General features: G+C 71.9%; 15 protein-coding genes. 6 read left to right on the forward strand and 9 right to left on the reverse strand.

Annotated elements, in window-relative coordinates; translation table 11 throughout:
* Positions 1 to 108 precede the first annotated feature (108 nt).
* Positions 109 to 3,003: a bifunctional GNAT family N-acetyltransferase/acetate--CoA ligase family protein gene (locus JL475_RS12715; RefSeq protein WP_202277694.1), complete on the reverse strand. Its 2,895-nt coding sequence runs from the start codon at positions 3,001 to 3,003 to the stop codon at positions 109 to 111.
* A 174-nt stretch (positions 3,004 to 3,177) separates the two neighbouring features.
* On the opposite strand from JL475_RS12715, the gene JL475_RS12720 reads away from it, so the two are divergent.
* Complete coding sequence (locus JL475_RS12720; RefSeq protein WP_003993478.1) at positions 3,178 to 3,459, forward strand: HPr family phosphocarrier protein; 282 nt, start codon at positions 3,178 to 3,180, stop codon at positions 3,457 to 3,459.
* A 183-nt stretch (positions 3,460 to 3,642) separates the two neighbouring features.
* On the opposite strand, the gene JL475_RS12725 is transcribed toward JL475_RS12720, so the two are convergent.
* From JL475_RS12725 to JL475_RS12735, 3 genes are all read right to left on the reverse strand, one after another.
* A complete protein-coding gene (locus tag JL475_RS12725; protein ID WP_202277695.1) occupies positions 3,643 to 4,416 on the reverse strand; it encodes a M23 family metallopeptidase in 774 nt (257 codons plus the stop codon).
* Between the two features lie 421 nt (positions 4,417 to 4,837).
* Positions 4,838 to 6,241, reverse strand: coding sequence for a pitrilysin family protein (locus JL475_RS12730; RefSeq protein WP_202277696.1), 1,404 nt, complete (start codon positions 6,239 to 6,241; stop codon positions 4,838 to 4,840).
* Entirely contained in the window at positions 6,238 to 7,626 is a 1,389-nt protein-coding gene (locus JL475_RS12735; RefSeq protein WP_237406956.1) for a pitrilysin family protein, read from the reverse strand. The genes JL475_RS12730 and JL475_RS12735 overlap by 4 nt, the downstream gene beginning before the upstream one ends.
* A gap of 392 nt (positions 7,627 to 8,018) precedes the next feature.
* On the opposite strand from JL475_RS12735, the gene JL475_RS12740 reads away from it, so the two are divergent.
* Entirely contained in the window at positions 8,019 to 10,475 is a 2,457-nt protein-coding gene (locus JL475_RS12740) for a DNA topoisomerase (ATP-hydrolyzing) subunit A (RefSeq protein ID WP_202277698.1), read from the forward strand.
* Positions 10,476 to 10,503: 28 nt separating this feature from the next.
* Here JL475_RS12740 and JL475_RS12745 read toward each other — a convergent pair whose 3' ends face one another.
* Entirely contained in the window at positions 10,504 to 11,556 is a 1,053-nt protein-coding gene (locus tag JL475_RS12745) for a GTP-binding protein (RefSeq protein ID WP_202277699.1), read from the reverse strand.
* A gap of 175 nt (positions 11,557 to 11,731) precedes the next feature.
* On the opposite strand from JL475_RS12745, the gene JL475_RS12750 reads away from it, so the two are divergent.
* From JL475_RS12750 to JL475_RS12760, 3 genes are all read left to right on the forward strand, one after another.
* Complete coding sequence (locus JL475_RS12750; protein ID WP_202277700.1) at positions 11,732 to 12,673, forward strand: sucrase ferredoxin; 942 nt, start codon at positions 11,732 to 11,734, stop codon at positions 12,671 to 12,673.
* A gap of 150 nt (positions 12,674 to 12,823) precedes the next feature.
* Complete coding sequence (locus tag JL475_RS12755) at positions 12,824 to 14,518, forward strand: sensor histidine kinase (protein ID WP_202277701.1); 1,695 nt, start codon at positions 12,824 to 12,826, stop codon at positions 14,516 to 14,518.
* Positions 14,518 to 15,210 carry a response regulator gene (locus JL475_RS12760; protein WP_202277763.1) on the forward strand — a complete coding sequence of 231 codons (693 nt, stop codon included), beginning with the start codon at positions 14,518 to 14,520 and terminating at the stop codon, positions 15,208 to 15,210. The genes JL475_RS12755 and JL475_RS12760 overlap by 1 nt, the downstream gene beginning before the upstream one ends.
* A gap of 28 nt (positions 15,211 to 15,238) precedes the next feature.
* On the opposite strand, the gene JL475_RS12765 is transcribed toward JL475_RS12760, so the two are convergent.
* The 3 genes from JL475_RS12765 to JL475_RS12775 all read right to left on the reverse strand — a co-directional run bounded on the left by JL475_RS12765 (position 15,239) and on the right by JL475_RS12775 (position 19,558).
* On the reverse strand, positions 15,239 to 16,828 hold the full coding sequence (locus tag JL475_RS12765; RefSeq protein WP_202277702.1) for a cation acetate symporter: 1,590 nt from the start codon (positions 16,826 to 16,828) through the stop codon (positions 15,239 to 15,241).
* Complete coding sequence (locus JL475_RS12770; RefSeq protein WP_202277703.1) at positions 16,825 to 17,355, reverse strand: DUF485 domain-containing protein; 531 nt, start codon at positions 17,353 to 17,355, stop codon at positions 16,825 to 16,827. Before JL475_RS12770 ends, JL475_RS12765 begins: the two co-directional genes overlap by 4 nt.
* 79 nt (positions 17,356 to 17,434) lie before the next feature.
* The gene (locus JL475_RS12775; RefSeq protein ID WP_202277704.1) at positions 17,435 to 19,558 is read right to left on the reverse strand and encodes a type IIA DNA topoisomerase subunit B; all 2,124 of its coding nucleotides are present in this window, start codon (positions 19,556 to 19,558) and stop codon (positions 17,435 to 17,437) included.
* Between the two features lie 444 nt (positions 19,559 to 20,002).
* Here JL475_RS12775 and JL475_RS12780 point away from each other — a divergent pair, with 444 nt between their 5' ends.
* Positions 20,003 to 20,233: a hypothetical protein gene (locus JL475_RS12780; protein WP_109380133.1), complete on the forward strand. Its 231-nt coding sequence runs from the start codon at positions 20,003 to 20,005 to the stop codon at positions 20,231 to 20,233.
* A gap of 227 nt (positions 20,234 to 20,460) precedes the next feature.
* On the opposite strand, the gene JL475_RS12785 is transcribed toward JL475_RS12780, so the two are convergent.
* Positions 20,461 to 21,291: a trypsin-like serine protease gene (locus tag JL475_RS12785; RefSeq protein ID WP_202277705.1), complete on the reverse strand. Its 831-nt coding sequence runs from the start codon at positions 21,289 to 21,291 to the stop codon at positions 20,461 to 20,463.
* Positions 21,292 to 21,304 lie beyond the last annotated feature (13 nt).

Raw genomic sequence — 21,304 nt, forward strand, 5'->3', positions numbered from 1 at the left:
TTCGCCGGGCGGGCGGAACGGGGCACAGGTGCCCGCTCGACGCACCGTCAAACAGCCGCTGGCCTGCCGAGTCGGAACCTCGAGGGCTTGCGCCCCTCGGTACGCCGGTCAGTACGCCGGGAGCGTCCGGGGGCCGAGGTCGTCGCGGGCGGGCGGCGGCGCCAGGCGTACGGAGGCGCTGAGGACGCTCACGCCGTGGGTGGCGACGACCACCGGCTCCAGGCTGACGGCGACGACCTCGGGGTGGTCGTCGACCAGCCGCGACACCCGCAGCAGCAACTCCTCCAGCGCGGGGGTGTCGACCGGGGTCGAGCCGCGCCAGCCGAACAGCAGGGGCGCGGTGCGGATCGACCTCACCAGGGAGGTCGCCTCCCGGTCGGTGACCGGGATCAGCCGGTGCGCCATGTCGCCGAGCAGCTGCGAAGGGGGCCCGGCGAGTCCGAAGGACAGCACGGCACCGGCCGCGGAGTCGATCACCGCGCGGACGATGGTGTCGACACCGCGCGGCGCCATCCGCTGCACGACGGGGCGCAACTCCTCGGGCGTGCCGAGCTGCTGGGTCAGTTCGGCGTACGCCCGGCGCAGTTGTTCCTCGTTCGCCAGGTCCAGCCGTACGCCGCCCAGGTCGGCGCGGTGCCTGAGGTGCGGGGCGGTCACCTTGAGGGCGACGGGACGGCCCAGGGTGCGGGCGGCCTCGACGGCGGCGTCGGGTGTGGGAGCCGGGAGGGCGCGGTGGACGTGGATGCCGTAGGCGCCGAGCAGTCCGCAGGTCTCCTCGGTGCCGAGGGTCAGGCCCTGCCCGCGGGTGAGCTGCGCGTGGATGAGTTCGGCGGCGCCCTTCTCGTCGATGTCCTCGTACTGGGGCACCTTGCCGGGGTCGGCGGCGTCCCGCCGCCACTGGGCGTAGGTGACGGAGTGGGCGAGGGCGCGGACGGCGCGTTCGGCGGCGGGGTAGGCGGGGATGAGGTGGGCGTCCTCGGGGAGGGGCACGGGCGCCGGCGGAGGGCTGTCGGCGGGTGTGCGCTCCCCGGTCGGCGGGGTGGGGCGGGGCCGGGCGGACGGCTCCGTCCGCGGGGCCGTGCTCGCCGCCGCCGACAGGGCCTCCGCCAGGCCGCCGAGTTCCACGTGGACCACCAGGACCGGCTTGGCCGGGGTCGCGGCGGCGGCCGAGCGCAGCGCCTCGGCGAGCGCAGCGTCGCCGACGGAACCGGCCGTCCTTCCCCCCAGTGCCGGGATCGCGGTCACGACCACCGCGTCGCAGGTGTCGTCGGCCAGCGCCCGGGACAGGGCAGCGTGGAAGTCCGCCGCCGACGCCGCGGTGGTGAGGTCCAGCGGGTGGTGCGGGCGCAGTCCTTCGGCGAGGCACGCCTCGTAGGTGAGCAGTCCCAGGGACTCGGAGTTGCCCAGGATCGCCACCCGGGGCCCGGACGGCAGCGGCTGGCGGGCGAGCAGCAGGCCCGCGTCGACCAGTTCCGTGATGGTGTCCACCCGGATCACCCCGGCCTGTCGCAGCAGCGCGGAGACGGTCTCGTGCGGCAGTCGCGTCGCGCGCACGGCGTGCCCGCGGGGTCCGGCGCCGTGGCGGGCGCCCTGGACCACGACGAGTGGCTTCACCGCCGCGGTCCGGCGGGCGAGGCGGGTGAACTTGCGGGGGTTGCCGATGGACTCCAGGTACATCAGGGCGACATCGGTGTCCGGGTCGTCGTACCAGTACTGCATGACGTCGTTGCCGGAGACGTCGGCGCGGTTGCCGGACGAGACGAAGGTGGACACGCCCGTGACGCCGGTGACGCCTCCGCCGCGCCGGTGCAGCCGCGACAGCAGGGCGATGCCGATGGCTCCGGACTGGGCGAACAGGCCGATGCGGCCGGGGCGCGGCATCTCGGGCGCGAGCGAGGCGTTCAGCCGCACGTCCGGGGAGGTGTTGATGACGCCGAACGCGTTCGGCCCGATGATCCGCATGCCGTACGTACGCGCCTGCCGGACGAGGGCGCGCTGGCGCTCGCGGCCCTCGGGGCCCGCTTCGGCGTATCCGGCGGACGTCACGACGAGCCCCCGCACCCCGTGTTCGCCGCACTCGGCGACGGCCTCGGGGACCTGCTCGGCGGGTACCGCGACGACGGCGAGGTCGACCTGCCCGTCGATGTCGCGCACCGAACGGTGGGCGGGCACCCCCTCGCTCCCGTCGCCGCCTGCGAGTTCCTTCAGCTCCGGCGGGAAGGCCTTGTTCACTGCGTACAGGCGGCCGGTGAATCCGCCGTCCCGGATGTTGTCGAGGAGGCTGCGGCCCACGCCGCCGGGCCTGCGGCCGGCGCCTATGACGGCGACCGAGCCGGGGGTGAGCAGGCGCCGCACGGAACGGGCCTCGGCGCGCTGTTCGCGCGCCTGCTGCACGGCCAGCGAACGGTCGGTGGGTTCGAGGTCGAACTCCAGGCGGACGACACCGTCCTCGAAGCTGCGCTTCTGGGTGTACCCGGCGTCCGTGAACACCTTGATCATCTTGCTGTTGGCCGGCAGCACCTCGGCGGCGAACCGGCGGATGCCGCGCTCGCGCGCGACGGCGGCGATGTGTTCGAGGAGGGCGGAGGCGATGCCCCGGCCCTGGTGGGCGTCCTGCACCAGGAAGGCGACCTCGGCCTCGTCGGAGACCGCGGGGGCGGGCGCTCCGGCGGGCGACGGGTGGGAGGAGGCGGGTGCTCCGTCGGGGCCGATCCGGTCGTAGCGTACGGTGGCGATGAACTCGCCGCCCACGGTGGCCGCGAGTCCCACCCGGTCCACGAAGTCGTGGTGTGTGAACCGGTGCACGTCCTTGGCGGACAGGCGAGGGTAGGGCGCGAAGAAGCGGTAGTACTTCGACTCGTCCGACACCTGCTCGTAGAAGCTGACCAGGCGCTCGGCGTCATCGACGGTGATGGGCCGCACGCGCGCGGTGCCGCCGTCGCGCAGCACCACGTCGGCCTCCCAGTGGGCGGGATACTCATGCCGGTCCGACGAGATCTGCATGGGCCCCAGAGTACGGCTCGCGTACGACAACGGCGCGAGGCAGTCTGTGGGTGCACGAGCCGGACCGAGGCCGCGGTCCGGTGTCGCCGGGAGCGGGGACGAGTTCCGCTCCCGGTGTGGTTCCCGATACGGGAAACTGGTCTAGACAACCTGAACACCGAAGGGCAGCAACACATGGCTGAGCGCCGCGTCAACGTCGGCTGGGCCGAGGGCCTCCACGCCCGTCCCGCCTCCATCTTCGTCCGAGCCGCCACGGCCGCAGGCGTCCCGGTGACGATCGCCAAAGCTGACGGCAACCCCGTCAACGCGGCCTCCATGCTGGCCGTTCTGGGCCTGGGCGCCCAGGGCGGCGAGGAGATCGTCCTCGCCTCCGACGCCGAGGGCGCCGACGCCGCCCTGGACCGTCTGGCGAAGCTGGTCTCCGAGGGTCTCGAGGAGCTCCCCGAGACCGTCTGACAGGCTCTTCGGCTTCTCCGGCAGCAAGTGGAGCCGCGTCGCCCTTTCCGGGCGGCGCGGCTCCGTCCTTTCGGGAAAGACGCCGCGCCCGTGGCCATCCGGCCGCTCGGCACGCGGAGAGCCCCGGCTCAGGAGTCGAGCCGGGGCGTCAGGGCTCGTGCCTCGGGCCGGAGCTGTCTCGGGTCAGAGGTTCACGCCGTGCGCGCGCAGGTAGGCGACCGGGTCGATGTCGGAGCCGTACTCGGCGGTCGTACGGGCCTCGAAGTGCAGATGCGCGCCGGTGACGTTGCCGGTGGCACCGGAGAAGCCGATCCGCTGTCCCGGGGTGACCTGCTGTCCCACCGAGACGGCGACGGCCGACAGGTGGCCGTACTGGGTGTGGGTGCCGTCGTGCATCTTGATGACGACCTGGTTGCCGTAGGCACCGCCCCAGCCGGCCTCCACGACGGTGCCCGTGCCGACCGAGAGCACGGGGGTGCCGCTCGCGGCGTGGAAGTCGACACCGGTGTGGCTGCCGGAGGACCAGACGGCTCCGCCGGACAGGTAACCGGTCGAGACGTAGGAACCCGCGATCGGGGACACGAAGGTGTCGAGACGCTTGCGCTCGGCCTCCCGCGCGGCACGCTCCTCGGCTTCGCGGGCCTCCTCGGCCGCCTCCGCCGCCCTCTCCCGCGCGGCCTCCTCCGCGGCCTCCCGCGCGGCGGCCTGGGCCGCTTCCCGCGCGGCCTCGTGCTGGGCGGCCGCCTGGGCGTCGATCCGGGCGGCGACCTCGTCACCGATGGCGACGACGGGGGTCAGGCCGGTCTGCTGCGCGGCGGGTCCGGCGGCGAGCGCCGGGGTCGCGAGGGAGCCGACCACGCCGGTGGAGGTGAGGGCCGCGATGCCCGCCGCCCTGGCGGTGCCGCGGTGCATGCGACCGGGACGACGGTGCTTCCCGGTGGCGCGTGTGAACGCCATGCAGTGGGTGGTCCTTTCCTTCCCTACCGCCTACCGGGTCAGCGATGGGGGTCCCCCCCAGGCCGTTCAGGCACTGGGGGAGGGTTCGGAGCAGGAAGGTCTCCTACGGGCCCCCTCGCGACAGGCGCGGGCGTCCGATTCACCCCAGGGACTGCACGACCGGGTCCCCGGCTCCCCTGGCTCGCGCCGTGCGGGGACTCGGCGATGGCTGTCCGGTGCCGCGGGCGCGGCGCACTGCCCGACGAACAGCCCGGATGACGCTAAACGGGGCATCCTTCAATTCCCAAACGGATCCCGCCTTCTGTAGCGCATCCCACAGGGCAGACAGGACCTCTCCACCCCAATCCGGGCATAGGCGGGCCCTGGTGACTTTCGTGCCACCAGGGCCCCTGCACGCGTGCGCTCCGCTCGCGTGCGCCGGCTACTCCGCGGGCACGACCGTGACCGCACCGATGCCGAGCGCCTCGACGGACGCCTTGATCTGTGCCGCGTCGCCGACCAGGACGGTCACCAGGCGGTCCACCGGGAAGGCGTTCACCACGGCCGCGGTGGCCTCCACGGTGCCGGTGGTGGCGAGCCGGCGGTACAGCTCGGCCTGGTAGTCGTCGGCCAGGTGCTGCTCCACCTGGTCGGCCAGGGTGCCGGCGACGGCCGAGGCGGTCTCGTACTTGAGCGGCGCGACCCCCACCAGGTTCTGCACGGCGACGTCACGCTCGGCGTCGGTGAGGCCCTCCGCGGCGAGCGTGCGCAGCACCGTCCACAGGTCCTCGAGCGCGGGTCCGGTGTTCGGGGTGTCGACGGAGCCGCTGATGGCGAGCATGGCCGCGCCCGTGGCCCCTCCGGAGGAAGAAGGGGGCGCGGACCTCAGGACCTGGCCGAACGACCGTACGCCGTAGGTGTAGCCCTTCTCCTCGCGCAGGACGCGGTCCAGGCGGGAGGTGAGGGTGCCGCCGAGGCAGTAGGTGCCGAGCACCTGCGCGGGCCACACGCTGTCGTGCCGGTCCGCGCCGACCCGGCCGATCAGCAGCTGCGTCTGCACGGCGCCGGGGCGGTCCACGATCACGACCCGGCCGGTGTCGTCGGCGACGATCGGCGGAACGGGCCGCGGCTCGGCGGCCGACCCGGTCCAGGAACCGAGGGTGTCACCGAGCAGCTCGTCCAGGTCGATGCCGGTGAGGTCACCGACGACCACCGCGGTGGCGGTCGCGGGGCGGACGTGCTTCTCGTGGAAGGCGCGTACGGCCGACGAGTCGATGCCGGCCACCGTCTCCTCGGTGCCCTGCCGCGGGCGGGACATCCGCGAGGTCGCCGGGAACAGCTCCTTGGAGAGTTCCTTGGCGGCACGGCGGGAGGGGTTGGCCAGCTCGTGCGGGATCTCGTCGAGACGGTTGCGGACGAGGCGTTCGACCTCGCTGTCGGCGAACGCGGGCGCCCTGAGGGCGTCGGCGAGCAGCCCGAGCCCCTTGGCGAGCCGGGAGGCCGGCACCTCGAGGCTCAGGCGCACGCCGGGGTGGTCGGCGTAGGCGTCCAGGGTGGCGCCGCAGCGCTCCAGTTCGGCGGCGAACTCCTCGGCGGAGTGTTTGTCGGTGCCCTCGGAGAACGCCCTCGCCATGATCGTGGCGACCCCGTCGAGACCCTCGGGCTCGGCCTCCAGGGGCGCGTCGAGCAGCACCTCGACCGCGACGATCTGCTGGCCGGGACGGTGGCAGCGCAGGACGGTCAGACCGTTGCCGAGCGTGGTGCGCTCGGGGGCCGGGAAGGCCCAGGGCTTGGCCTCGCCCGCCTGCGGCTGGGGGTGGAAGTCCATCGTGGCAAGCTCGGTCACTTCGCCGTCTCCTCGTTCTCGTCGGTGCCGGCGGCCGCGGCTTCTTCGGTGCCGGCGGCCGCTGCTTCTTCGGACTCCCCGGCTTCGGGGGCGACGGGCTCGTAGACGAGCACCGCGCGGTTGTCCGGGCGCAGACGGGCCTCGGCGACCTCCCGGACGTCCTCGGCGGTCACGTCGAGGATGCGCCCGACGGCGGTGAGGGCGAGCTGCGGGTCGCCGAACAGGACGGCGTACCGGCACAGTTCGTCGGCCCGGCCGGCGACGGTGCTGAGCCGGTCCAGCCACTCGCGCTCCAACTGGGCCTGGGCGCGCTCCATCTCCTCGGCCGTGGGGCCCTCCTCGGCGAACCGGGTGAGCTCCTCGTCGATCGCCGCCTCGATGACCGGCACCTCCACATCGCCGGACGCCTTCACGTCCAGCCAGCCCAGGGAGGGCGCCCCGGCCAGCCGGAGCAGACCGAATCCGGCCGCCACGGCCGTGCGGTCCCGGCGCACCAGCCGGTTGTAGAGCCGGGAGGACTCGCCGCCGCCGAGGACGGTGAGCGCCAGGTCCGCGGCGTCGCTCGCGCGCGTGCCGTCCTCGGGCAGCCGGTAGGCGGCCATCAGCGCACGCGCGGGGACCTCCTCCTCGACGAGCTCACGCAGCTCCTCGCCGATGGTCTCGGGCAGCGAGCCGTCGCGGGGCTCGGGCTTGCCGTCGTGGGAGGGGATGGAGCCGAAGTACTTCTCGATCCAGGCGAGCGTCTGCTCCGGGTCGATGTCACCGACGACGGAGAGCACGGCGTTGTTCGGCGCGTAGTACGTGCGGAAGAAGGCGCGGGCGTCCTCCAGGGTGGCCGCGTCCAGGTCCGCCATCGAGCCGATGGGCGTGTGGTGGTACGGGTGGCCGTCCGGGAAGGCGAGGGCGGTCAGCTTCTCGAAGGCCGTGCCGTAGGGGACGTTGTCGTAGCGCTGGCGGCGCTCGTTCTTGACGACGTCCCGCTGGTTCTCCATGGACTCCTCGTCCAGGGCGGCCAGCAGGGAGCCCATGCGGTCGGCCTCGAGCCAGAGGGCGAGCTCCAACTGGTGGGCCGGCATGGTCTCGAAGTAGTTGGTCCGCTCGAAGCTGGTGGTGCCGTTGAGCGAGCCTCCGGCGCCCTGGACCAGCTCGAAGTGACCGTTGCCCTTCACCTGCCCGGAGCCCTGGAACATCAGGTGCTCGAAAAGGTGAGCCAGGCCGGTGCGTCCCTTGACCTCGTGGCGCGAGCCGACGTCGTACCAGAGGCACACCGCCGCGACAGGGGTCAGGTGGTCCTCGGAGAGCACCACGCGCAGGCCGTTGGCCAAACGGTGCTCGGTCGCTGTCAGGCCGCCGGAGCCTGCCTGGGCTGTGGCCGTGTGACCCATGGGCATGTACGTCCCTTCGATCGCGGAGGCGGTCGTCGCATCCGCCGTTTGTGCCGGTCCTGCCACTGTATGCAAGCGTCCGGGGCACCGATGGAGTTCCCGGACGGGGACCGGGTTCGCCCAGAGCGAGAACCGCGGGTTCCGGGTGGGGCGGGAGGGCACGGACGTGGCCCGTGTGGCGTGTGGGGTCTCCCTCGGCGCCGCGCCCCTCCGCCGGCCGAGGCCCCGGCCCGCTCGCGGCGCCGACGGCACGTGCGCGTACTCTGCTTGCGCCACCGGCCCCGGCCCCCGACGAGGGGCCGCGGCGGGGTCCTGGTCCCGGTTGTCGGTGCGGCGGTCCACAATGGTCCGCGTCAGATACCGTCCCACGCTTCAGCAAGGAGCCGGCAGCGATGGCCCGCCGCAGCACGAAGACCCCGCCGCCCGACGACTCGTACGAGGAGCGGATCCTCGACATCGACGTCGTCGACGAGATGCAGGGCTCCTTTCTCGAGTACGCGTACTCGGTCATCTACTCCCGCGCCCTGCCGGACGCGCGCGACGGCATGAAGCCGGTGCACCGCCGCATCGTCTACCAGATGAACGAGATGGGCCTGCGCCCCGACCGCGGCTATGTGAAGTGCGCGCGCGTGGTCGGCGAGGTCATGGGCAAGCTGCACCCCCACGGCGACGCGTCGATCTACGACGCCCTGGTGCGCATGGCGCAGCCCTTCTCCATGCGGGTCCCGCTGGTCGACGGCCACGGCAACTTCGGCTCCCTGGGCAACGACGACCCGCCGGCCGCCATGCGGTACACCGAGAGCCGGATGACCGAGGCCACGAGCCTGATGACCGAGTCCATCGACGAGGACACGGTCGACTTCGCGCCCAACTACGACGGCCAGGAGCAGGAGCCGGTGACCCTGCCCGCCGCGTTCCCGAACCTCCTGGTCAACGGGGCGTCGGGCATCGCGGTCGGCATGGCCACCAACATGCCGCCGCACAACCTCCGCGAGGTGATCGCGGCCGCCCGGCACCTGATCCGGCATCCGAACGCCGATCTCGACGCCCTGATGCGCCATGTGCCGGGCCCCGACCTGCCGACGGGCGGCAGGATCGTCGGCCTCCCGGGCATCCGGGACGCGTACGAGAAGGGCCGCGGCACCTTCAAGATCCGCGCGACGGTCACCGTGGAGGACGTGACGGCCCGCAGGAAGGGCCTGGTCATCACCGAGTTGCCGTTCACGGTCGGCCCGGAGAAGGTGATCTCCAAGATCAAGGACCTGGTCGGCTCGAAGAAGCTCCTGGGCATCGCCGACGTCAAGGACCTCACCGACCGCGCGCACGGTCTGCGCCTGGTCGTCGAGATCAAGAACGGCTTCGTGCCGGAGGCGGTCCTGGAGCAGCTCTACAAGCTGACGCCCATGGAGGAGTCCTTCGGCATCAACAACGTGGCCCTGGTGGACGGCCAGCCGCTCACCCTGGGCCTCAAGGAGCTGCTCGAGGTCTATCTCGACCACCGCTTCGAGGTCGTACGCCGCCGCTCGGAGTTCCGCCGCGGCAAGCGGCGCGACCGTCTGCACCTGGTCGAGGGCCTGCTCACCGCCCTGGTGGACATCGACGAGGTCATCCGCCTCATCCGCTCCAGCGAGAACTCCGCGCAGGCGAAGCAGCGTCTGATGGAGCGCTTCTCCCTGAGCGACATCCAGACGCAGTACATCCTGGACACCCCCCTGCGCCGTCTCACCAAGTTCGACCGCATCGAACTGGAGGCGGAGCAGGAGCGGTTGAACAAGGAGATCGAGGAGCTGACCCGCATCCTGGAGTCGGACGCGGAGCTGCGCAAGCTGGTCTCGGCCGAACTGGCCGCGGTGGCCAAGAAGTTCGGCAACGACCGCCGCACGGTCCTGCTGGACGCGTCCGCCGCCCCGGTCGCCGCCGTGCCGCTTCAGGTGGCGGACGACCCGTGCCGGGTGCTGCTGTCCGACACGGGCCTGCTCGCCCGTACGGCGAACGCGGAGCCGTTCCCCGAGGGCGCGCACGCCAAGCGGGTCAAGCACGACTTGATCGTCTCGGCGGTACCGGCCACGGCCCGCGGCGAGGTGGGGGTGGTCACCTCGGCGGGGCGCCTGCTGCGGGTGAACGTCATCGACCTCCCACAGCTGCCGGAGTCGATGCCGACCCCGAACCTCTCGGGTGGGGCGCCGATTTCGGAGTTCGTCTCCCTGGAGGACGGCGAGCGGGTGGTCTGTCTGACGACGCTCGACGAGTCGTCGCCGGGCCTCGCTCTCGGTACGGAGCAGGGCGTCGTCAAGCGGGTGGTGCCCGACTACCCCTCCAACAAGGAGGAGCTGGAGGTCATCACCCTCAAGGAGGGCGACCGGATCGTCGGCGCCGTCGAACTGCGCACGGGTGAGGAGGACCTGGTCTTCATCACGGACGACGCTCAACTGCTGCGTTATCAGGCCGCGCAGGTCCGTCCGCAGGGCCGCCCCGCCGGCGGTATGGCGGGCATCAAGCTCGCGGAAGGCGCGAAGGTCATCGTCTTCACGGCGGTCGATCCGGCGGTGGACGCGGTGGTGTTCACGGTCGCGGGCTCACGCGGCACGCTGGACGACTCCGTCCAGACGACGGCCAAGCTGACCCCGCTCGACCAGTATCCGCGCAAGGGCCGGGCCACCGGCGGGGTGCGCTGCCAGCGGTTCCTCAAGGGCGAGGACTGCCTGTCCCTGGCCTGGGCCGGTCCCGCTCCGGCCCGCGCTTCGCAGAAGAACGGCGCTCCGGTCGACCTGCCGGAACCCGACCCGCGCCGCGACGGCTCGGGAGTGCCCATGCCGAAGACGGTGGCGGTGGTGGCGGGACCGGCCTGACCCCGCCGACCGGCACCGGCGGGGTGTCCTAACCCCGCTGGTCGTCGGGCTCCTGCACATAGCGCAGAACGCCCCACATGCCCTGCTCGTCGGCGTGCGGGACGTCGGCGACGCAGGCCTCCAGCTCCTTGCGGAGCGTGACGGCGTCGATGCCGGTCCCGATGAGCACCAGCTGCGTCAGCCGCTCCGCGCCGGCCGGCCAGGCTTCCGGGTAGAACCGCAGGAACCGGCCGACGGCGTGCACGGCGTACCGGTTCCCGGTGTCGTACGGCCCGAAGTCGAGGTACCCCTTGATCCGGTAGAGCCCCTCCGGCCGGCTGTCGAGGAACCGGATCAGCCGCCGGGGGTCGAGGGACGCGGCGGAGACGAAGGACAGGCTGTCGTACGCGGCGTGCAGGTGCCCGGTGTGCTCGTCGGCGTCGGCGGGCCCGTGCCGGGGCAGGTCGTCGAAGGAGAGCTGCCCGACGCGTTCCTCACTGGGCCTGCAGTCGAAGAGGAACTCCGGATCGACACGGCCGTGCGTGGCGGGAACGACGGCGGCGCGGTCGACGAGCGACCGCACGACGTCGAGCACGCGCTCCGCGTCCGCCGCCCGGTCGAGTTTGTTCACCACTACCAGATCGGCCAGGCCCAGATGCCGGTCGATCTCGGGGTGCCTGGCGCGTGTCCGCGCGAACTCGGCGGCGTCCACGACCTCGACGAGCCCGCCGTACACGATGCCGGGGTGCTCGCTGGCGAGCACCATCCGTACGAGCTCCTGCGGCTCGGCGAGACCGCTGGCCTCGATGACGATGACGTCGATCCCGGCGGACGGCCGTGCCAGCCGCTCGAGATAGACGTCCAGCTCACTGCCGTCGACGGCGCAGCACAGACACCCGTTTCCGAGCGAGAGGGTCGAGTCGCCGAGCGCGCCGGCCACGGCCATGGCGTCGATCTCGATGGCACCGAAGTCGTTGACGACGGCCCCGATACGGCTGCCGCCGCTGTGGTGGAGGAGGTGGTTGAGCAGGGTGGTCTTTCCGGATCCGAGAAACCCGGCCAGGACGACGACGGGAATCTGCCGACCGCTGCTGCGCTCCACTCCGCGACCCCTCTCACACCCTCGCGCACACCGGCTCGCGCCTCGGGCCGTGTCCGCGAACCGACTGACCCGCCAGGATATGCGCGGCCGGCCGCCCCCTGCTCTGCCGCTGCCGGAACGGGGTACCCGTGAGCCGGAAAGCCACCTCGGAACAGCTCAGGTTAGGCTCACCTCTGTGAGTACGTGCTCAACCGTGTCCCGCGAGCTCGACGAGCCCGTCGCGGGAACCGCGGCCATCGCTAGGACCTGGCTCCTGCTGGAGCAGCCCGGCCCGTGGGGCGCCAAGGCTCTCACGTCGAGCCACCTCGACCCCGCTCTGGGCCGCGCCCTGGAGGCCGCCACGAAGGGCACCGGAGTGCGGATCGCCCTCATCCGGCACCCGGGACGACACGCGGACCCCCGGACGCCCGCCACCCGCCGGGTGTACGCGGCCCACACCGTTCCGGGCAACACGTGGCTGCACGCCGCCGCGACCACGGACCCCGAGCGGCTGCTCGACCTCGACTTCGCCGCTCTCGGCAAGGGGCAGAGCGACACCTTCGACGCGGCGCTCGGCGGACGGCCGCACGGCGGGGACCCGCTCGCCCTCGTCTGCACCAACGGCAAACGCGATCGCTGCTGCGCGCTCCTCGGACGGCCCCTGGCGGCCGAACTCACCGCCTCCGGGGTCCAGGACGTCTGGGAGGTCACCCATCTGGGCGGACACCGGTTCGCGCCGACGGTGCTCGTGCTGCCCCACGGCTACGCGTACGGCAGGGCCGGGGCGCATGCCGTCAAGGAGGCGCTGCACGGCGCGCGGGAGGGCCGGATCGTCGTGGAGGGGTGCCGCGGGAGCTCCGCCTGGGAGCGCCCCGGCCAGGCGGCCGAGCTGGCCGTGCGTACCGAGGTGGGCGAGTACGCCGCCGAGGCACTGACCGTCGTACGGACGGACGGCGCGGCACCACGCTGGCAGGTGCTCGTCGCGCACGTCGACGGGCGTCGATGGCGGGTGGAGGTGGCGCAGGGCGCGTCCCTGCCGCCCCGCGCGGAGAGCTGTGGCACGTCGGTGCTGGGCTCACCCGCGCGGATGGACGTGGTGGCGGTGCGCGAGGTGACCGTGACGGCACTCGCGAGCTGACCGGCCGCGCGCGATCGTTCACGGACGACGGCCCCTCCTCGCAGGGGCGACGGCCCCTCCTCGCGGGGGCAGCGGCCCCTCCTCGCAGGTGCGAGGCGATCCGCGCCACATCCGCGCAGCCCCGGTGCCCGCCCACGTACCGTCATGGACATGCGTACCACCCCCCTCACCCGCCGCCTGCGCCTCGGCCTGCCCCGGCGGGTCTTCTCGCAGGTCCTGCTGATGCAGTTGGCGATCGCCGCGGGAGTCGCGGTGCTCGCGACCGGGCTGTTCCTGGCGCCGCTCGGTGCCCAGCTGGACGACCAGGCGATGCGCCGCGCGCTTGCCATCGCCCAGACCACCGCCCAGCAGTCACAGGTCGCGCGGGACCTGCGGAGCACGTCGCCCACGCCGGACGGACCGGTGCAGCAGGAGGCGGAACGGATCCGGAAGGCCACCGGCGCCGAGTACGTGGTGGTGCTGGACCGCCGGGGCGTGCGCTGGTCGCACACCGACCCCCGCAGGATCGGCGCCCCGGTCTCGACCGATCCCGGCGAGGCCCTGGCGGGGCGTGAGGTCATGGAGATCGACAACGGCACGCTGGGGCGCTCCGCACGCGGCAAGGTCCCGCTGCGCGACGACGACGGCGAGATCATCGGGGCGGTCTCGGTCGGCATCGCCTACGACAGTGTCCGGGCCCGGCTGATCCACGCGATCCCGGGGCTCTTCGCGTACGCGGGCGGGGCGCTGGCCGTGGGCGCGCTCGCGGCCTGGCTCGTCTCCCGGCGGGTGCAGCGGCAGACCAGGGACCTGGCCTTCTCCGACATCGCGGCGCTGCTCGCGGAACGCGAGGCGATGCTGCACGGCATCCGGGAGGGCGTCGTCGCCCTCGACCCCACCGGCCGTGTCCGCCTCCTCAACGACGAGGCCCGGCGCCTGCTGGACCTCGGTGACGAGGCCGTGGGCCGCTCCCCCGACGAGGCGCTCGGCACCGGCCGGACGGCCGACGTGCTGGCCGGCCGGGTGACCGGCACCGACCTGCTCACCGTCCGCGGGCAGCGCGTCCTGGTCGCCAACCGTATGCCGACCGGCGACGGCGGCGCCGTGGCCACCCTCCGCGACCGTACGGAGCTGGACCGGCTCGGCCGGGAACTGGACTCCACGCGCGGGCTGATCGACGCGCTGCGCGCCCAGGACCACGAACACGCCAACCGCATGCACACCCTGCTCGGGCTGCTCGAACTCGAGATGTACGACGACGCCGTGGAGTTCGTCGGCGAGGTCGTCGGCGATCACCGGGCGACGGCGGAGCAGGTCACCGAGAAGATCCGCGACCCGCTGCTCGCCGCCCTGCTGGTGGGCAAGGCGACGGTCGCGGCCGAGCGGGGCGTGGCCCTGTGGATCTCGGACCGGACCCGGCTGCCGGACCGGCTGATCGACCCCAGGGGCCTGGTCACCGTCGTCGGGAACCTGGTGGACAACGCGCTCGACGCCGTCGCGGGCGCACCGCACGCGCGCGTGGAGGTCGAACTGCGCGCCGAGGGACGTACGGCGGTGCTCGGCGTACGCGACACCGGGCCTGGAATTCCCGCGGAGCAACGCGAGTTGATCTTCACTGAGGGTTGGTCCACCAAGAAGCCGCCGGACCACCGCGAGCGGGGCATCGGGCTCTCCCTCGTCCGCCGGCTCGCCGAACGCCAGGGTGGCACCGCGACCGTGGACGAGGCGGACGGCGGGGGAGCGGAGTTCACCGTGATCCTGCCCGAGGCACTGACCGAGCCGGGCCCGCAGGCAGCCCTCACCGGGGCGTCCGTCCCCGTGTCCGTCCCGCTGGCCGCCCCGCAGACCATCAAGGAGGAGCCATGATGATCGAGGTCCTGGTCGTGGACGACGACGTCCGGGTCGCACACGTCAACGCCGCCTACGTCGAGAAGGTGCCCGGTTTCCACGTGGCCGGCCAGGCGCACAGTGCGGCCGAGGCGCTCACCCTGCTGGAGACGCTCCCCCGGCTGGATCTGGTGCTCCTGGACCACTGTCTGCCCGACCGGACGGGCCTCGAAATCGTCCAGGAGATGCGCGGGCGCGGCCACCAGACCGACGTGATCATGGTGACGGCGGCGCGCGACGTGTCCACCGTGCAGGCGGCGATGCGGCAGGGCGTACTGCAGTACCTGGTCAAGCCGTTCGCCTTCGCCGGGCTGCGCACCAAGCTGGAGGCCTACGCGGAACTGCGCCGCACCCTGGACGGCGGCGGCGAGGCGGAACAGGCCGAAGTGGACCGCATCTTCAGCATCCCGTCGGCCTCGGCGTCGGCGTCGGCGGAGCCCGGCCTGCCCAAGGGGCACTCCCCCACCACCGCGGAACTGGTACGCCAGAACCTGATGAACGCCGACGGCCCGCTGTCGGCCCAGGAACTCGCCGACCGCACAGGGGTGAGCCGCCAGACCGCGCAGCGCTATCTCAAGCTCTTGGAGCGCACGGGGCGGGCCACGCTGACCCTCAAGTACGGCGACGCGGGCCGCCCGGAGCACCGTTACGTGTGGGCGGGCCGCACCTGAGGGCGCGGGAGCCCCCGGCGCCCGGGCGTCACACCGCCCCCGCGCCGGTCAGCGACCGCACCTCGGTCTCCGCGTGCTTGGCCTCGTCGGGGGCCTCGGCCGAGGTGACCGTGCCGAGCCAGCCCGCCAGGAAGCCCAGCGGGATGGAGACCAGGCCGGGGTTCTGGAGCGGGAAGAGCTGGAAATCGACACCGGGGAACAGGGAATCGGGGCTGCCGGAGACCACCGGCGACAGCAGCACCAGCACCACGGCCGGGACCAGGCCGCCGTAGACGGCCCACACGGCACCACTGGTGGTGAACCCCCGCCAGAACAGGGAGTAGAGCAGCACGGGCAGGTTGGAGGAGGCGGCCACGGCGAAGGCCAGCCCGACGAGGAAGGCGACGTTGAGGTCACGGGCCAGCAGGCCGAGCGCGATCGCGAGCACGCCGATGCCGACGGCGGCCACCCGGGCCACGGCCACCTCACTGTGCGGCTTCCCGCGACGGCGCAGGGACGCGTACAGGTCGTGGGCGACGGACGCCGAGGAGGCGAGCGTGATCCCGGCGACGACGGCGAGGATCGTGGCGAAGGCGACCGCTGCGACGATCGCGAACAGCACTGTTCCACCGGTGGAGTCGGCGCCGCCGCCGAGGTCGAGCGCCAGCAGGGGGACCGCCGTGTTTCCGGCCGCGTTGGACCCGCGCACGGCATCCGGTCCGACGACGGCGGCCGCGCCGAACCCGAGGACGATCGTCATCAGGTAGAACCCGCCGATGAGCCCGATCGACCAGACGACCGAGCGCCGTGCCGCCCGCGCGGTCGGGACGGTGTAGAAGCGGGACAGGATGTGCGGCAGCCCCGCCGTACCCAGCACCAGGGCGAGCCCCAGACTGACGAAGTCGAACCGGGAGGTCCAGTCCCCGCCGTAGGCGAGCCCGGGGGCCAGGAACGCCTCCCCGTGACCACTGCGCTCGGCCGCCGTGAGCAGCAGGCGGTTGAAGTCGCCGTGGAACCGGAGCAGGACGAGGACGGTCAGCGCGATGGTGCCGCCGAGCAGCAGGACCGCCTTGACGATCTGGATCCAGGTGGTGGCCCGCATCCCTCCCATCGAGACGTAGACCACCATGAGCGCGCCGACCCCGACCACGGTCCAGGCCTGCGCCGCCTCGCTCCGGCCGCCGAGCAGCAGTGCGACCAGGCTGCCCGCACCCACCATCTGCGCCACCAGGTACAGAACGGACACGGTGACCGACGAAGTTCCCGCGGCGATACGCACGGGCCGTTCCCGCATCCGTGCCGCCACCACGTCGGCGAGGGTGAACCGCCCGCAGTTGCGCACCAGTTCCGCGACCAGGAACAGGACCACGAGCCAGGCCACCAGGAAGCCCACCGAGTACAGCATCCCGTCGTAGCCGAAGAGCGCGATCAGTCCGGAGATGCCGAGGAAGGAGGCGGCCGACATGTAGTCGCCCGCGATGGCAAAACCATTCTCCATCGGTGAGAAGAGCCGGCCACCGGCGTAGAACTCCTCGGCCGATCCCTGCCGCCGGCGGCTCACCCAGGTGGTGATCCCCAGTGTGACCGCGACGAACGCGCTGAACAGCAGCAGCGCCAGCGCCTGGTGATCCTCCGTCACGAGACACCGCCTCGCTCCCGCGCCAACTCCTGGGTGTCCCAACGGAGTTCCAACGCTGCCCGGTCCCTGCGCAGCCGCGCGTGCCGGGTGTAGGCCCAGGTGAGCAGGAAGGTGGTCAGGAACTGGCCGAGCCCGGCGAGCAGCCCCACGTTCACGGCGCCGGCCACCGGTCGGGCCATGAGGTCCGGCGCGGCCGTGGCGGTGACGACGTACGCCACGTACCAGGCGCAGAAGACGAAGACCGCCGGGACCACGAACCTCCGGTAGCGGCTGCGCACTTCCTGGAACGCCGCGCTGCGCTGCACCTGGAGGTACACGTCGGCCGCGGACGCGGCCCCCTCCTGCCGGCGTGCCGCCGGTTCCTCCGTCGGCCTCACCGCCGGAAGCGCCGGGTGCACCGCCGTCGGCACTCCGGTGCCGGCCGACTCACCCCAGCCCGAGGCGAGGGCGTCGTACCAGGGATCGTCGTACCCCACGTCTGCGGGACCGCCTCCACCCGGGTGGGGACGATCATTGCTTTGCTGCATGCCCAAGGATGGACAGAACGGGAAGATCCCCGACTCTTCTTCCCGTTCCACTTCACCCCATCAGGTGATGGTGTGCCCGCTACGCGTCGATGCGCGACCGGTCGAGCGTCGCCGCCGAGTTGGAGATGAACTCCTTGCGCGGAGCGACGTCGTTGCCCATGAGCAGATCGAAGATCTGCTCGGCGGACTCCAGATCGGTGAGGTTGATCCGGCGCAGGGTGCGGTGGCGCGGGTCCATGGTGGTCTCGGCCAGCTGGTCGGCGTCCATCTCACCGAGGCCCTTGTAGCGCTGGATCGAGTCCTTGTAGCGGATGCCCTTGGCCTGGAAGTCCATCAGCTTGTCGCGCAGTTCGCGGTCCGAGTACGTGTAGACGTACTTCTCCTGCCCCTTCTTGGGCTGGACGAGTTCGATGCGGTGCAGCGGGGGCACCGCGGCGAACACCCGGCCGGACTCGACCATGGGCCGCATGTAGCGGTGGAACAGCGTCAGGAGCAGGGTGCGGATGTGGGAGCCGTCCACATCGGCGTCGGTCATCATGATGATCTTGCCGTAGCGGGCCGCGTCGATGTCGAAGGTCCGCCCCGATCCAGCCCCTATGACCTGGATGATCGCACCGCACTCCGCGTTCTTCAGCATGTCCGTCACGGACGACTTCTGAACGTTGAGGATCTTGCCGCGGATCGGCAGCAGCGCCTGGAACTCGGAGTTCCGGGCGAGCTTGGCCGTACCGAGCGCGGAGTCCCCCTCGACGATGAACAGCTCACTGCGCTCGACGTCGTCGCTGCGGCAGTCGGCCAGCTTCGCGGGCAGGGAGGAGGTTTCCAACGCGGTCTTGCGGCGCTGGGCGTCCTTGTGCTGGCGGGCGGCGATACGGGTACGGGCCGCGGCGACGGCCTTCTCCAGGACGACCCGGGCCTGCTGGGCGTCGTCGCGCTTGGTGGAGGTCAGGAAGGCCTTGAGCTCCCGGGAGATCACCGTGTTCACGATGCGGCGGGCCGCCGAGGTGCCGAGGACCTCCTTGGTCTGGCCCTCGAACTGCGGCTCGGCCAGGCGGACGGTGACGACGGCCGTGAGGCCCTCCAGGGCGTCGTCCTTGACGATGTCGTCCTCGGCCACGCGCAGCAGCTTCTTCGTGCGCAGCACCTCGTTCACGGTCTTGGCGACGGCCTGCTCGAAACCGGCGACATGGGTGCCCCCCTTGGGGGTGGCGATGATGTTGACGAACGACCGGAGCGTCGTGTCGTAGCCGGTCCCCCAGCGCATCGCGACGTCGACACCGAGTTCACGGGTCATCTCGGTGGGTGTCATCTGGCCGTGCTCGTCCAGAACCGGGACCGTCTCCTTGAAGGTGCCCTGGCCCGTGAAACGGAGGGTGTCGCAGACGGCCTTGTCGGTGGCCAGGAACTCGCAGAACTCGCTGATGCCGCCGTCGAAGCGGAAGGACTCCTCGCCTTTGCTGTCGCCGTCGCCGAGCCCGTACTCGTCACGGACGACGATGGTCAGGCCGGGCACCAGGAAAGCGGTCTGGCGGGCACGCTGGTGCAGGGTCTCCAGGGTGAGCCTGGCGTCCTTGAGGAAGATCTGGCGGTCGGCCCAGTAGCGCACGCGGGTGCCGCTGCGGGTCTTGGGGATCTTCTTGGCCTTGCGCAGTCCGCTCCCGGCTTCGAACTTCGCGTCGGGGCCCGCGGCGGCGAAGGCGCCGGGGACCCCACGGCGGAAGCTGATCGCGTGGGTGTGCCCGCCGCGGTCCACCTCGACGTCCAGCCGCGCGGACAGCGCGTTGACGACGGATGCGCCGACACCGTGCAGTCCGCCGGACGCGGCGTACGAGCCGCCGCCGAACTTGCCGCCGGCGTGCAGCTTGGTCATGACGACCTCGACGCCGGAGAGGCCGGTCTTGGGTTCCACGTCGACCGGGATGCCGCGGCCGTTGTCCCGGACCTCCACCGAGCCGTCGTCGTGGAGGACCACCTCGATGTGGTCGCAGTGGCCCCCGAGGGCCTCGTCCACCGAGTTGTCGATGATCTCCCACAAGCAGTGCATCAGACCGCGGCTGTCGGTCGATCCGATGTACATCCCGGGGCGTTTCCGCACGGCCTCGAGCCCCTCGAGGACGAGCAGGTGCCGCGCGGTGTAGTTGGAACCGTCCCGGTCTGCTCCTGCCAGCAGCGCTGTGGACGGCACGGACGTCTCGGCGGTCACGCGGTTCGCTCCTCGCTGAATTTCAGATGGGGCCCTCACGGGTAAGGGCACGTCACTTGTCACCGGTGAGAGGGTACCGAGGCCTGGTAGAGCCGTTGTAACGCCACCCTCGTCTGAAACGTAGACTAGTCGAGAGTCGTATACCTGTTCGATCTCTCGATGGAGTGAAGCACACATCACGTTCCCTTCCAGGCATGAACCATTTAGGCTCCGGGCACGTCCTCAAGAACAACCGGCAACCCAGCCGGGAGGGCCGACCACCACCGATCCGACGCGAATCCGTACGACGACACAGCCACGCGATACGGCACATTCGCCCCCAACCGGCAACACCCAGCCACCTCGGAAAGAATTTTTCGAGAAGAAGCCACGAGCGGGAACGTTTTGGGGCTGGTTGGATGTTGACCCTGGTACGACAGCTCGTCGAGCTAGAGAAGAGGCGACGTGACTACTGTTCTGACCCCCGCGAGCCCGCTGACGGCCGCCGATCGCTGCGACCGCTGCGGCGCCCAGGCATACCTGCGCGTCGTCCTGCTGAGCGGCGGAGAACTGCTCTTCTGCGCCCACCACGGCCGCAAGTTCGAGCCGGAACTCAAGAAGATCGCCGCCGAGATACAGGACGAGACGGAGCGGCTCACCTCGCCTTCGGCGAGTGCCGCCGAGGAAGAGCGCTGACGCCTCGCGCACCACGACGGGCCGGCCCCTCACGGGTCGGCAGGGAGGGCGGCCGTCCCCGAAACGGAAGCGGCCGCCCTCCCTGTACACGAGAAGTATCGCGAGGAGCACCCGGTAAGCACCCGAGGACCGCTCCCCGCGAGCCGTCCGGGGCCGGCCTCAGGGCCTTCCAGGCGCCTTGGGGCGCCTTTTCAGGATTGTCATGTTCACGACCTTCATGCCGACGCTCAGCCGAGAGTCCGCACGACCTCGGACACACGCGTGTAGACCCCCGGGCGGCCCTCCCAGCCGCAGCCGCTCCCCCAGGACACCAGGCCTATCAGCCGTCCCCGGGCCACCAGCGGCCCCCCGCTGTCCCCCTGGCAGGCGTCCGGCCCGCCGGCCTTCTCACCGGCGCACAGCATGGCCCCCGTGCGGTACTCGCCTTCGTCACCACCCGGGTACGCGTTCTCGCACAGGGCGTCGCGCAGGACGCGCACACGTGCCGCGTGCAGGCTGCCGGCGAAGGAACCGGCGCCCGTGGTGTCGCCCCAGCCGTAGACGGTCGCGGCCGTGCCGACCTGGTACCCGGGGTCACCCGCGGCGGCCATGCCTATGACCGACTCCGAGGGCAGCGCTGCGGCCAGGGTGAGTACGGCGAAGTCGCCGGAGTTGCTGGCCGGGTCGTAGTCCGGGTTCACCCAGGTCTTCCGGACGGCTATCTCCTCCCCCCGGTCCGAGAGCAGGTCCGTACGGCCCGAGATCACCCTGAGGTCGGGCACCCGGTCCGGCGCAGCCCCCAGGATCTCCTTGTCCATGCAGTGGGCAGCGGTGAGCACGGTGGTCCGGCCGACGGCCACACCGCCGCAGAACTGTCCCGCCCGGGTACCTCCGAACCGGTCACGGCTGGCCAGTGCCACCGTCCACGGACTCTCGGAGACATCGACCGGGAATCCTCCGACGACGACACCGCCCGGGACCGCTGGAGCCGCCGGAGCGGCCGCTGCCAGCGGTATCGCGGTCGCTGCGGCGGCGAGGGCCAGTGGTCGGGCCAGAATCCGAGCTAGGCGACGACGCATGCGCACTCCTCAC

The organism is Streptomyces sp. M2CJ-2, assembly GCF_016757295.1.
In the GTDB taxonomy this organism is placed as follows: Bacteria; Actinomycetota; Actinomycetes; order Streptomycetales; family Streptomycetaceae; genus Streptomyces.